Origin of the sequence: Stenotrophomonas sp. 610A2, assembly GCF_030549615.1 — a bacterium.
Classification (GTDB): domain Bacteria; phylum Pseudomonadota; class Gammaproteobacteria; order Xanthomonadales; family Xanthomonadaceae; genus Stenotrophomonas; species Stenotrophomonas pigmentata.
Genome location: NZ_CP130832.1, coordinates 4,198,570 through 4,212,297 on the forward strand (window position 1 = coordinate 4,198,570; position 13,728 = coordinate 4,212,297).

General features: G+C 65.1%; 9 protein-coding genes. 1 reads left to right on the forward strand and 8 read right to left on the reverse strand.

The features are described 5' to 3' along the window. Window positions 1-143: 143 nt before the first annotated feature. From sppA to Q5Z11_RS18670, 4 genes are all read right to left on the reverse strand, one after another. Window positions 144-2,051 (reverse strand): signal peptide peptidase SppA, encoded by a 1,908-nt coding sequence (sppA, locus tag Q5Z11_RS18655; protein WP_303747777.1) that lies wholly within the window; start codon window positions 2,049-2,051, stop codon window positions 144-146. Between the two features lie 70 nt (window positions 2,052-2,121). After that, window positions 2,122-3,486, reverse strand: coding sequence for an MATE family efflux transporter (locus tag Q5Z11_RS18660; RefSeq protein ID WP_303747778.1), 1,365 nt, complete (start codon window positions 3,484-3,486; stop codon window positions 2,122-2,124). A gap of 141 nt (window positions 3,487-3,627) precedes the next feature. Continuing rightward, a complete protein-coding gene (locus tag Q5Z11_RS18665; protein WP_303747779.1) occupies window positions 3,628-4,188 on the reverse strand; it encodes a DUF3106 domain-containing protein in 561 nt (186 codons plus the stop codon). After that, window positions 4,181-5,200 carry a hypothetical protein gene (locus tag Q5Z11_RS18670; protein WP_303747780.1) on the reverse strand — a complete coding sequence of 340 codons (1,020 nt, stop codon included), beginning with the start codon at window positions 5,198-5,200 and terminating at the stop codon, window positions 4,181-4,183. Before Q5Z11_RS18670 ends, Q5Z11_RS18665 begins: the two co-directional genes overlap by 8 nt. Window positions 5,201-5,621: 421 nt before the next feature. Between Q5Z11_RS18670 and Q5Z11_RS18675 the strand changes: the two genes are divergently transcribed. Continuing rightward, window positions 5,622-7,817 carry a primosomal protein N' gene (locus tag Q5Z11_RS18675; RefSeq protein WP_303747781.1) on the forward strand — a complete coding sequence of 732 codons (2,196 nt, stop codon included), beginning with the start codon at window positions 5,622-5,624 and terminating at the stop codon, window positions 7,815-7,817. Window positions 7,818-8,007: 190 nt separating this feature from the next. On the opposite strand, the gene Q5Z11_RS18680 is transcribed toward Q5Z11_RS18675, so the two are convergent. From Q5Z11_RS18680 to Q5Z11_RS18695, 4 genes are all read right to left on the reverse strand, one after another. Continuing rightward, window positions 8,008-9,096 (reverse strand): serine hydrolase domain-containing protein, encoded by a 1,089-nt coding sequence (locus tag Q5Z11_RS18680; RefSeq protein ID WP_303747782.1) that lies wholly within the window; start codon window positions 9,094-9,096, stop codon window positions 8,008-8,010. Window positions 9,097-9,484: 388 nt separating this feature from the next. After that, window positions 9,485-10,969: a hypothetical protein gene (locus tag Q5Z11_RS18685; RefSeq protein WP_303747783.1), complete on the reverse strand. Its 1,485-nt coding sequence runs from the start codon at window positions 10,967-10,969 to the stop codon at window positions 9,485-9,487. A 101-nt stretch (window positions 10,970-11,070) separates the two neighbouring features. After that, the gene (locus tag Q5Z11_RS18690; RefSeq protein WP_303747784.1) at window positions 11,071-12,903 is read right to left on the reverse strand and encodes a sensor histidine kinase; all 1,833 of its coding nucleotides are present in this window, start codon (window positions 12,901-12,903) and stop codon (window positions 11,071-11,073) included. Next, window positions 12,900-13,559, reverse strand: a complete 660-nt coding sequence (locus tag Q5Z11_RS18695; protein ID WP_303747785.1) for a response regulator transcription factor — start codon at window positions 13,557-13,559, stop codon at window positions 12,900-12,902. Before Q5Z11_RS18695 ends, Q5Z11_RS18690 begins: the two co-directional genes overlap by 4 nt. Window positions 13,560-13,728 lie beyond the last annotated feature (169 nt).

A 13,728-nucleotide genomic window follows, 5' to 3' on the forward strand; every position in this document is an offset into this window, starting at 1 on the left:
CGCAAAGACCCACATGTAGTGCCGAGCCATGCTCGGCATTGGGCGTTATCGGTGAAGCCTCTGCCGAGCATGGCTCGGCACTACATGACAAACAACAACGCCGCCCTTGGGCGGCGTTGTCGTTTCACATCACACAGATTCGCTTACAAACCGCAGAAGCAATACGCCAGCGACTTCACCGGTGCGCCGTTGCGGTCCTTCACTGCGTCTTCGACGAAGCGCAGCTGGGTGTCCAGCTCCGGCATCTGCTTGGCGATCAGCATGCGCGCCATGCCCGAGTCGGCCAGCATCCAGGCGCCGGCGCGGCTGCCGGCGAAGCCGGTCATGAACTGCGCGAACGGGGTGGCTGCCTTCTCGATGTAACGCACGCGGAACTTGTCGGAGTCACCCAGCTTGGCCAGCGTCGCGGCATGTTCAACCGCTGCCTTCAAACCACCGAAGGCATCGACCAGACCTCGTTCCTTGGCCTGCGCACCGCTCCACACGCGGCCGCGTGCGACTTCGTCCACCGCTTCAACCGGCTTGTTGCGTGCCGCTGCAACCTTGCCGGTGAAATCGGCGTAGCCCTTGTTGATCACCGACTGGATCACCTGGCCAACGGCCGGGTCCATCGGCCGGGTCACGTCGAACGCGCCGGCAAAACGGGTGGTGCCGACACCGTCGGTATGCACGCCGATCTTGTCCAGGCTGCGGGCGAAGTTCGGGATCATGCCGAAGATGCCGATCGAGCCGGTGATGGTGGATTCGTCGGCATAGATGCGGTCGGCGTTCATGCTGATCCAGTAACCACCGGATGCAGCCATGTCACCCATCGATACCACCACCGGCTTGCCGGCGGCCTTGAGTGCTTCCACTTCGCGGCGGATCTGCTCGGAGGCGAATACTTCACCGCCCGGCGAATCCACGCGCAGGACCACGGCCTTCACGTCGTCATCGTCGCGGGCTTCGCGCAGCAATGCCGAGGTCGACACGCCACCAATGCGGCCAGCCGGCAGGTCACCGCCGGAGATCTCACCTTCGGCCACCACCACGGCCACCTGCGGACGCGAATCCACCGGCGAGCGGCGTGCATCGATCTGGGTGAGGTAGTCACCCAGGCCGATCTGGCGATAGCCGCCATCGGCATCACCGTCGGCCACGCCACGCTCGGTCAACAAGGCGTCCACTTCCTCGCGGGTCTTCAGGCCGTCCACCAGCTTCTGCTGCAGGGCGAAGCGGGCAAGGTCGCCTTCGGCGGCGGCAATGCCTTCCGGCAGCGTGTCGATGCCAGCAGCCAACTGTGCTGCGTCCAGCTTGCGTGCCTTGGCGATGTCGCCCAGGTAGCGCTGCCACACGTCGTTCATCCAGAACAGGTCGGCTTCCTTGGCCTGCGGCGAGGCAGCATCGAGCACGTAGGGCTCGGCGGCAGACTTGAACTCACCAACCTTGAACAGGTGCACGTCCACGCCCAGCTTGTCCTGCAGGCCGCTGCGGAAATACTGGCGGTAACGGCCAAGGCCTTCCAGCAACAGGCCGCCCATCGGATCCAGGTAGACCTCATCGGCCTGCGCGGCCAGCAGGTACTGCGACTGGCCCATGTTCTCGCTGAAGGCGACGACCTGCTTCTTGGCCGCACGCAGATCCTGCAGCGCGGCGGTCACTTCACGCATCGAGGCGAAGCCACTGGGCTGCAGCTTGTCCAGCTGCAGCACCACGCGGTTGATCTTCTTGTCGTCCTTGGCCGCTTCGATGGCGCGGATCAGGTCGCGCAGCTGCAGCTCTTCGGCATTGGTTTCACCCAGCGCCTTGCCCAGCGCACGGCTGAGCGGGTCGGTGCTGTACTGCTCGACCAGCCGCCCTTCCGGTGCAATCACCAGGGTGGTGCCTTCCTGCAGCAGCGTCGTCGATGAAGCGCCCTTGCCCACGGCGACCATCAAGCCGATAAGGATCAGGAACAACAGGCCGAAGAACAGCAGGTTGAGGATCAACCGGCGGGTGAAGTTCATCACGTCCCAGATGCCGATGAAGAAGCTGGCAACGGGATTGCGGCGTGGCACTGGAGGGGGATTCATGGACGCTCCGGTTGGGGCTGGTTGCAAGTCAGGATACGCATAACCGGACGCTGCCGGCATGGCCTTTAAGTCAGGGGGCTGCCTGGGTGATCAGCCGGCCGCTGCTGACCCGCAGCCGCCAGCCCAACAGCACCGCGGCCACGGTCAAACCAAGGATCAGGCCGATCCACATGCCCTGCGGTCCCCAGCCCAGACCCAGTCCAAGCCCGGCACCGACCGGCATGCCCACGCCCCAATAGGCGAACATGGCGATGAACATCGGCACGCGGGTGTCCTTGAGCCCACGCAGGGCACCGGCCGACAACACCTGGATGCCATCGGGGATCTGGAAGGTGGCCGCATACAACAACAAGGTGGAGGCCAACGCGGCCACCGCAAGGTCATCGGTATACAGGCCGACCACCGCGTCATGGCCGAGCAGCAAGGCGGTGATCGATACCACCTGGGTCACCAGCACGATGGCGTAGCCGGCCCAGGTTGCGCGGCGCACGCCCAGCGGATCGTTGCTGCCGACGGCATGGCCGACCCGCACGGTAGTAGCTTCGGCCACGCCCATCGGGATCATGAAGCACAGCTGCGCCACGTTGATCGCGATCTGGTGGGCACTGGCCTCGGTGGCACCGATACGGCCGATCAGCAGCGCGGTGATGATGAACAGACCGCCTTCCATCAACACGGTGATGCCAATCGGCAGACCGGTACGCAGCAGGTCCCAGATCGCACGCGGACGCGGCAGTTCGAAGTGGCTGAACAACTGCAGGTGGGCGAAACGCTTGGTGGTCCACAGGTAGGTCGCAAAGGCCAGCGCCTGCACCCACATGGTCACCGAAGACGCGATGCCCAGGCCTGCGGCGCCCAGCTCGGGGAAGCCGAACTTGCCGTTGCACAGCGCATAGCCCAATGGCCCCAGCACCAGCAGGCCACCGAAACCGATCAACATCGTCGGCAAGGTCCAATGCATGCCTTCACTGAGATAGCGCATGCAGAAGTACAGGGTCAGCGCCGGCACGCCCCAACGGATGGCATGCAGGAAGTCGGTAGCACCGGGCACGATTTCAGGGGCAATACCGAACGCAGGCAGGAAGACAGGCACCACGCTGAGGAACAGGAACATCAGCGCGCTCAAGCCCACGCCCAGCCACAGTGCCTGGCGGAACAAGGGGCCGATTTCGCGATCACGGCCAGCGCCGTGCAGCTGCGATACCGAGGCGGTGAGCGAGATCAAGGTGCCGATCGGCACCAGCATCGGCAGCCATAGCAGGGCGGTACCGATGCTGACCGCAGCAAAGGTATCGGTGCCGTGGTGACCGGCAATGGTGTTGTCGACAAAGGCGATAAGACCGGTGGAAACGTGGCCCAGCACCAGAGGCAGGGCGAGCAGACCGGTCGTCCGCACTTCTTGCATGAAGCGCGGCGTGGCGGGAGACATGGACATAAAACACAGGGACGCGGACTACGGCCGGCGCAGGAAGCGCACAGATGCCGGGTTGCGGAGTGCGCCTATTCTAACGTGGCAGCGCTGCCATGCCGCCGCACCGCGGATGAACGAGCGGCGTGGGACAACAGTGCGTAGAACTCAGCCGCCCACTTTTTCACGCAACCAGGCATCGCGCTGGGCCGGCGCCAAGGCCAGCAGCTGGGTGCGCAGCTCGTCGCGCTGCTGCGGAGGCGTGCGCTGCGAGATCAGGCTCAACTGCTCCAGCTGGCCGGCAGTGAGCTGGCGCAACAAGGCAATCACCGGCTCGCGTTCGGCCGCTGGCAAGTAGCCAAACAACGGCTGCAGGCGCGGATACAAGGCCCCGAGCTGCGGGCCAAGCAACCACCCGTCGCGGTGCATCTTGTCGATGTCCATGTAGCGTGCACGCAGGGCTTGGCGCTGCTCAGCAGGCAGCGCCGCCAGCGTCGCCGCCGCCTGGCGGATGCGTTGTCGTTCGCTGTCCGGCAGTGCCTGCCAGGCCGCGTAGCGGCTGCGAACCTCGCGCCGCTGCGCCGGGCTCATCGAAGCCCAACTGTGCTGCGTGCCGACCGCGCTGCTGGCATCGGGTGCGGACGGCATGATCGGCACCGCGGTTGGCGCGGCGGCATGCAATGGCAGGGCGAGGAACAGGACCAGACCGGCCAAACCCAACTTACTCATCCGCATCTGTCGTCTCCAAGGCTGCACCGGCCGGCTCTGGACGACTCGGCTGCGGCTGCGACTCGTCCACCGGGATCGGGCCACCGGCCGCATACCAGGCATGGAAGTCGGCATCCCTGGCTGTGTCCAGGGCGGGATCGGCCAGCATCAGCGCGTCGGCCGCAGCGTGCGGGTCGTCACCCGGCCCGGCCGGTGTGCTGTCGTCAGGCAGTTCCTCAACCTGTACCGGACCGTTGTCGACCAGACCGTTGCCTTCATTCGGTGAAGCGGCCACCAGCGTATGCGAACGCCACCACCACAGCGCGACCACCGCCAGCAACAGCAGCGGCAGGCATAGCAGCAACCAGGTGCGCAGCGTCCAGGGTTTGGATTGCCTGCGGCGCGGTGCCGGCTTGCGACGGCGCAGGTCTTCGGCAGGCGGTGTGGCGGGCGCGGCTGCGCTCGACGCCGAGCGTGACGGCAAGGCACCGGTGATGACCGATTCACGCAGCTGCTCCAACTGCTGCAGGCGCGGCGGCGACAGATCACGGATCCGGGCCTGCACCTGCTCGGCCAACGCGCGCCAGCTGGCGGCATCCGGTCGACCACTGGCATCCAGGGGGCAGGCATCCGCCAGCGCCTGCCGATAGGCATTGGCATCCACACCCAGCACTGCCGATGCCGCCGCTTCATCCAGGCCGGCGCCGATGCGCAGCAACAGCGCCAGGCGTTCGCCCGCCGCCAAGCTGCCCAGGTGCGCCAGCTCCGGCTCCCAGCTGCCGGGGTTGGCCGGCTTCAGCAATTGCGGGGTGCTGCATAGCAGGCCCCAGAAGCGGGCCGGCCATTCGACCATCAGCAACTGCGCAGCGGGGCCGACAAAGGCGCGCATGGCGACCGCCACGGCACGCTCGCCGACGGCAACATCGCCAGCCTGCAATTCAGCAACGACCAGGGCGCGGCGTTCCACCCCGCGCAAGAAGGCGGACAGAGCATTGGCTGCGGCCGGCGAAAGAGGGGCTGGTGCAGCCATCATGTGAACTCCGTCATGCCGTGATGATACCGAGCACACACCGTGCTGCAGACGCCCCGGGCCAACACCGGGCCGATTCTGCAAGCGCCTGCAACAACTTGTGCACAGCGTCAATACGCTGTGACATTTCTGCCGCGCACAGCTCCACGAGACTGTGTTTCGTTTTTGTTTCACGGATAAGCCATTGATTTAAATGGCTAATTCAATGTGGCTATTTTTTGTCCAAGTTGACCCAGAGGCTTGATCCATCGCCCTGAGCGCGTGGAGCACATTACTCGCCCACAGAGTTATCCACAGGAAATGTGGATAAGAATAAATTCCCAAGCGCAGCCAGCGTTTACGCCTCATTTATGCAGGACTTCACAGCATCTGGACGAGGGTAAATAGCGGAGGCCAAACCGGCCGCTGCCGCTAAACTGGCGGCATGCCTGCCTGCCCCACCCTACGCATCGCCCTGCCGGTGCCCTTGCCGCAACTGTTCGACTACCTGCCCCCCGCCGGCAGCCCGCCGCCCCGGGAGGAGGATGTTGGCCGGCGATTGCGGGTGCCGTTCGGCCCGCGCGAGCTGGTCGGGGTGGTCGAGTCGATCGGCCAGGGGGATGATCCAGCTGCCCTGCGCCCGGCCCTGCAATGGCTGGATGACAGCGCGCTGCTGCAGGGTGAGCTGAGTGCGTCGCTGCGTTGGCTGGCGCGCTACACCCACGCCCCGCTCGGCGAGGTGTGCGCCACCGCGCTGCCGGCGCCGCTGCGCCGCGGCGATCCGCTGCCCGATACCCACGGCTGGGCCTGGGAACTGACCGAGGCCGGTCGCGCCGGTTACGACCGCCTGCGCAGCGGTACCCGCCCGCAACGGCTGGCCACACTGCTGCTGGACGGCGCAGTCAACGAAGATCTGCTGGACGAGCAACTGGAAGACTGGCGCACTGCCGCCCGCGCGCTGCTCAAGCGTGAGCACGCGCAGCGCATCGAAGTGCCAGCGGTGATTCCACAACCGCGCATCGTCGCCGGTCCGCAACCGAATCCGCAGCAGCAAGCGGCGATCGATGCGCTGCAGGCAGCCGACGGTTTCCAGCCCTTCCTGCTCGATGGCGTCACCGGCAGCGGCAAGACCGAGGTCTACCTGCAGGCGATCTGCCATTGCCTGCAGCAGGGCAAGCAGGCGCTGGTGCTGGTGCCGGAAATCGGCCTGACCCCGCAGACACTGCATCGTTTCCGCAGCCGCTTGGGCATTCCCGTGCATGCGCTGCATTCGGGCTTGAACGACAACGAGCGCGCACGTGTGTGGGCCGCCGCTTCGCGCGGCGAAGCGCGGGTGATCGTTGGTACGCGTTCGGCGATCTTCACCCCGTTGCCGCAGGCTGGCCTGATCGTCATCGACGAAGAGCACGATGGCAGCTACAAGCAGCAGGATGGGATCCGTTACCACGCACGGGATTTCGCGATGGTGCGCGGCAAGGCCCTGGACGTACCGGTGGTGCTGGGCAGCGCAACTCCGTCGCTGGAATCGTTGCACAACGCACGCAGCGGCCGTTACACCCATCTGCGCCTGCAGCAACGCGCCGGGGATGCCAAACCACCGGGTGTGCGCGTGTTCGATGTGCGCAAGCGACCATTGCAGGATGGGCTGTCACCGGAAGTATTGGTTGGCATCGAGCAGCACCTGAAAGCTGGCAGCCAGGTATTGGTGTTCAAGAACCGCCGCGGTTATGCGCCGGTACTGCTCTGCCATGACTGCGGCTGGACCGCACCATGCAAACGCTGCAGCACGCCGCTGCACAAGACGCCGATGACCGTGCATGGTGGCGGTCGCCGCCTGCAATGCCACCACTGCGGCGCACGCCAACCGGTGCCCTTGGCCTGCCCGGATTGCGCCAGCCTGGCATTGCAGCCGCAGGGTATTGGCACCGAGCGTCTGGAAGAACGTCTGCTGCAGTTGTTCCCGGACTATCCGGTGCTGCGTATCGACCGCAGCACCACCAGTCGCCGCGATGCGCTGGAACAGACGCTGGCAACGCTGGGAGACCAACCCGGCATCCTGGTAGGCACGCAGATCCTGGCCAAGGGCCACGACCTGCCGAAGCTGACCTTGGTGGTCGTGGTTGGCATTGATGAAGGCCTGTTCTCCGCCGACTTCCGCGCCAGTGAAAAACTCGCCCAGCAATTGATCCAGGTCGCCGGCCGCGCCGGTCGCGCCGAGCGCCCGGGCGAGGTCTGGTTGCAGACGCATCATCCGGATAACGCCTTGCTGCACACCTTGGTCAACGGTGGTTACCACGCCTTTGCCGACGCCGAACTGCTGCAACGTGAGGCCGCTGGATTTCCGCCATTCGCGCATATGGCCATGCTGCGTGCCGAGGCGAAGCAGGTGGAGCAGGCCAATGAATTCCTTGCCGCGCTCAAGCACCTGCTTCCCAAGCAGAACGATGTCGAACGCTTTGGGCCGATGCCTGCACCGATGCCGCGACGCGCCGGTTTCCAGCGCACGCAGTTGCTGTTGTCGGCCGATCAGCGGCGGCCGCTGCATGCAGCGCTGGATGGCCTGATGCTGCAGGCCTATGGCTTGCCGCAGGCACGCCGCGTGCGTTGGTCGTTGGATGTCGACCCGATGGATCTGTACTGATTGCTGTCGGAGCCTGTAGAGCCGAGCCGTGCTCGGCTGAGGCATTGCCGGTGAAGCCTCTTGCCGAGCATGGCTCGGCACTACATTGGCCTTTCTGCCGAGCATGGCTCGGCACTACATTGGCTTTTCTGCCGAGCATGGCTCGGCACTACATTGGCTTTTCTGCCGAGCATGGCTCGGCACTACGCTGCTATCTGTGGAAATCGGCGATCTGTGCGGTGAACTGCTGTGGGTTGGCACCGACCAGGTTGGTCAACACCACGACAGCCAGGCCCTCATCCGGGTAGACCAACAGCGCCGCGCGTGCGCCGCCAAAGCTGCTGATCTGGCGCCGCCCCTGCGCTTCGGACACCGGCCAACCTGCTGACCAGGCACCGACACTGCCGTCGTTCAAACGCTCAGGCGTCCACATGCGTGCAAGGCTGTCCGCGCTCAACACGCGATGCTGCAACAAGGCAGCCAACCATTGCGCCAGATCCCCTGCGCTGGCCTGGATGCCGCCGCCAGCCCATAGACCATGCGGCATGTCATAAAACCAGTGCGACAGCCGTGGCGGTGCATCGGCCGCATCGCTGCTGCGCGGGAAGAAGCTGTACATCGTTGCCGCATTCGGCACCAGGTCATAGCTGTCGCCGAACGTTACGTGGCCCATTCCCAACGGCTCGAACTGACCAGAGGCCAGATAGCCCTCGTAGGTCTTGCCACTGCGCTGGGCGATGATCCTGGCCAGCAAGCCATAGTTGGTCTGGTTGTAGACGAACTGCGCGCCGGGCAGCGCCTGCACCGGCTGCTGCTCCACCACTTGCCATGCCTGTGCTTCGGAGCCACCGCCTACAAGTCCATCCGCATCGACGATGTCCGGCAGGCCGGAGGTGTGCGCAAGCAACTGGCGTACGCGGATGCCCTGCCATGCGGCCGGCAGCTGCTGCAGGTAGGTGGATAGCGGAGCATCGAGATCCACCTTCCCCGCCTCGACCAGCTGCATGATCGCCACACCGGTGAATGCCTTGGTCGCGGAGTTGATCGGGAACAAGGTGCTCGCTGTCGCCGCCACCTTGTTCTCCACGTTGGCAAGGCCATGCGCTTCGGAAAACACCACGCGACCGTCCTTGACCACCGCCACCTGCATGCCTGGAATACCACGCTCCTTCATCGTCACGGTGATGAAGCGACGCGTTGCCTCATCTGCAGCGTCACGCGTTGCAGCGAGCGCGGATAGAGGATGGACGAGAAGCACGGCTAGCAGGCACAGCAGGACTCGTGGTGCGGCCAATTGCATTGTCTGGTTCCGGTTGTGGGCGGCAGGAGTATGTCGCAGCGGGGCGCTGTGCACACCCACTTCCGGTTTGGATGCAGGAAGCATTGAAAAGGTTTAAACCGGCGGCCGGCCCCCGCCCCCGGTTGGGCTGGAACCGGTCTGCTCAATGCTGCAATAGCGACTGGATGGCCAGCTGTTCGCGCACGATCACACGCCACGCCTCGCTGCCGGCGGTCCCTTCAACCAGGTTGCGGATGCAGGCGTCGTGGAAGATCCATCGGCTGCAGCATGCTCTCGACGCAGCCCGTTTCACCACCTGCCGCGACATGACGGATCGGTCGCTGGTTTCCCCGCCTTGTGCGTTGCGCACAACCGATGAGGCGCAGCCGTCCATTCGCCTGCGCCGGCATCAAAGATCGAGGCCAAAACCAAGGCCTGCGGATTTCTCCCCGCCACCGAAGGCGCCGCCCAACGAGAACGAGCCACGCGTCCCCACGCGCACCCCATAACCGACCGACAATGCCTGCTCACCGCCCTGGAAGCCCGCACCCACCGCAACCCGACCACGTGCGCTTTGCCCGCCGGCTGCATTCATCGCCATGTTGGTCATCGCCGATGTCATCGCTCCCATGCGGTCGATACGCCTGTCCTGATCATGCAGGCGTCGATTCACCCCATCGTTGAAACGGGTGAAGTCATCGCTGAACGCGGCAACGGCGGCATCGGTATACGCGCGCGCGCTGCCGAGCGACTGTGCCGTCGCTGTATCGGTGTACTGGTTGGCCGATGCCAGGGTTGCACTGTCGCCGGCATTCACTTCCGCACGCACCGCTGCCACGCGGGTGTCGGTATAGCCCGAGGCTGCCGCCAGGGTTGCCGTATCACCTGCGTCGGCATGGGCTTGCGCTGCTTGCAGGGCGACGGCCTGGCCGCCAGCCAACTGCTGGTCTGTGTACTGCATTGCAGAGACCAGAGTCGCCGCATCACCGCTGGCAGCGATCGCGGCCAAGCTGCTGTTCTGCGTGGACAACGCGCTGTCCAGCGCTCCCAGTGCGGCCCCCACCTGTTGGTAACTGACGTTCTGAACGACGTAGCTTGGTGCGGTGAAGCTGCCGCCAACGTAGCTCGCATTGCCGCCAAGCGCAGCTGCCAACGCACCCAGCTGGGTGAGATTGACCGCATCGCTGCCGTTGATGCCAGCAGCCACGTTGCTTATGCGCCTTTTCAGACTTGCCGAGCCCACCGAGACCACGTTGGCGGCGCCTTCATCGCTGCTGCCGGCGCCCAGCGCAACCGAGCCACCACCGGCAGCTACCGCGTTCCTGCCGATGGCGACGTTGTTGTCCGTGCCCGGAGCACCCGTGGGGGCCGTGAAACCACAGCACATGTCATTGCCGTTGCCGCCGTTGCCGGCCTGGCTGCCATTGCCCAACGCGATGTTGTAGTTGCCGCCGGCGCCACCATTGCCACCCGTGCCACCCGCGCTGCCCTGGCCGCCGCTGCCACCATTGCCCGCACTGCTGTTGGTACCGAACGCCAGGTTGTAGGTTCCTCCATTGCCACCGATACCACCGGTCCCCCCGGCGGTGCCATTTGAGCCCTGCCCGCCCATACCGACCGAACTGCCCTGCCCGAAGGCGGTGTTGCCGGTGGCATTGCCCAGTCCGCCAGCGGAGCTGCTCCAGCCCGGCATGTTCGGGCCTGCAGGGCCGTCGCTGCCCACCCGGCTCCCGTCCTGACAGGCGATGGCACCGGTGGCGGCGTCCTGGGTGCAGGGCGCCGTTGGCGCGGTGCCACCAACGACTTCAGCGGCCTGCGCCGGCAACAATGGCAGCAAGGCAAGCATGGCAACCGCCGCCAGCGGCCCAGCCTTGGTAACGACATGACGGTTCATGATGGAATCCCCCGAATCAGCAAGGGGGAAAGCTAACGCTGGGTGTACCTGTCCCGCATCCACGAAATCAGGTAATGGCCGGTTACCGGTCCGTCACCGGCTCACGCCATCAACGGCAACACCAAGGCCAGCCGGGTACCTGCACCGTTGGCAGCCGGTGATACCTGCAGCTCCCCGCCCAACCTGCGCGCCCGCAAGCGCATGCTCGCCAATCCTGCGCCTGTACGCGTCGCAACCGTTCCGTCAGCGCCCTGCGCCAGACCAATACCGTCGTCATCGATATGCAGTTGCAGCTGGTCGCCCTGCCTGCGCAAGTAGACATCCACGCGTTGCGCGCGGCTGTGTTTGAACACATTGGTCAGCGCTTCCTGCAGCAGACGCAGCAGGTCGAGGCTGCGGCTGGCGCCCAGCTCGATCCCGTTGATGTCCTGCAGATGCCAGTGCGCCTGGATATCGACCGCGTCCAGCAAACCACTGGCGCGATGTCGCAGCGGCACCAGCAGCTCGGCCAGATCGGCCTGCTCGCGGGCAGTGCTGTCGATGACCAGGCGCAGGTCGTCACGCATCTCGCGCAGCACGCCGATCACCTGCTCCCGCGGCGTATCTTCCGGCGCCTGCTCCAGGCGGGCGATTGCACCCACCAAGGTGCCGCCAAAGCCGTCGTGCAGGTCACGCACCAGTTGCAGGCGCTCACCGGCACGGCTGTGCGACAGCTCCAGGGCATGCTGTTGCTGCAAGGTGTCGGCCAACTGCGTGGTGGCTTGCTGCACCTCATGCCGCAGTTCGGCATTGAAGCCTTCCACACGCTGCATGGTGTTGGCGAAGCGATAGGCCAGCACGAAACCCATGCCAAGCAGCATCAACGGCGAGGTGAACGAGCCCAGATAACTGACCCCGCCATACCAGCCCATGTAGACGCCAAGATCGTGCAGCGACACCGCGATCGGCAGGATGATGCACAGTGCCAGCACCTGGTAATCACGCCGGCCACTGCACAGTGCATAGCCCATGAAAGTGAACGAGACCACGTACAGGAAGGCGATGGTCGGCACCAGATAGACATTGCGGTGCGGCCCCATCCATTGCGGCCACAGCAAGGCACCTGCCATCACCAGCACGGCGATGGCCAGCAGTACCCGCTCCAGGCGCGGCCAGCGCCGCTCGCAGAAGCGCAGCAGGAATACCGTATGGGCGGCGGCGCCGGCCACATAGCAGGCGCCAATGAAGGCCTGCCAGGCGTCGGTGGTGGCGAACGGCCACGGGCTGCTGGCAAAGAAGTTGCTGTCGTACAGACGGCCAAATACCGCGCTCAGCGCGTACCAGCCGTACATCGACTCCTTGCGCCGCAGCAGCCAGAACAAGCCGATCACCGCCGCCAGCACCAAGCCGATGGCGCTATCCAGGACCTGCAGGTCGTGCCGAACGAAAATCTCCTTGCGATAACGCGCCTGCAATTCTTTCGGATCGCCTACATCCACCACCCCGAGCGACGGCTGGTAAGCCGCCAGGCCGGACACCCGCACCAGCAACTCGTTCTCACCCTGTCGCAGCAGCGGCGACTGCAGCAGGAAGTAACGCGGCACATGCCAGCTGCGTGACAGCGGTTCGACCAGCGATGCATCGCGATCAATCAGGCTGCCATTGAGGTATACGGCCGCCGCCATGCAGGTGTAGTCGAGCAGCAAGCCGGTTGGCTGATTGGCGTCGCTCTGCTGCCAGCGCAGGCGATACCAGACCACTCCATCGTGATCCGGCCAGCGCGTCTGCCATTGGTCAGCCAGTGGCACCTGCACCCAGCCCTGCGCAGGCGCTGCCGGCGATTGCCAGTCAGCGCGCACAGCCTCCGCATGGGTGATTCGGGTGATGCCAGCTGTCTGCGCGCTTGCACTGCCCACACAGGCGGCCAACAGCAGCAGCAACAGCCAACGGATCAAGGCAGCAGCCCCAACGCACGCGCCTCGTATACCGCAGCGGTCCGCGACCCCACCGCCAGCTTGCGGTAGATGTTGCGGGTATGTGCCTCGATGGTGAGCCGTGACAGTCCGAGCAGGTCGGCGATCTCGCGGTTGCCATAGCCCTGTGCGACATGGCTGAGGATGCCGAGCTCGCGTTCCGACAGATGCACGTTGGGAATTGGCGGTGCGACGACAGGTGGCTGTGCGGCGGGCAACAAGGCGAGAATCCGCCGCGCGATCATCGGGTCGATCGGCGCGCCGCCGCGTTGCAGGCTGCGCAGCGCCACCGTCAGCTCGATATCGTCGCGGTCCTTGAGCAGGTAGCCGATGGCACCGGCGCGCAGCGCGCCGAAAATGGCTTCTTCCTCGGCGAACGCGGACACGATCACCGCCTGCAACTGCGGTACGTGCTGCTGCATCCAGCCGATCAGGTCGATTCCGGTACCGTCGGGCAGCTGCATGTCCACCAAGGCCAGGTCGAAGTGATGGGTCTGCAGGAGTGTGCGGGCGCTGCCGAGAGTGTCTGCGGTGTGGATCTGCGGCGCTTGCTCGACCAGCAATTCAGCCACGAGCCGAGCCAGCCTCGCCAGCGAAGCTGCGTCGTCGTCGATGATCAGGATGGAAGACAGCTCCATCGGCCCCCGCCATGGTCCGTGTTGTGGCGGAGTTTAGCGTGGTCTTACGGTTGGCTTGTGATGGGGGGCAGGCGCTTAAGCTGGTTAGGGCAGTCTGGCAACGCCCAGCCTTTCCACATTGGCAACCAAGGGGAGGAAGTCCAAGGGCACAAGCTGCCCTCACCCCAAC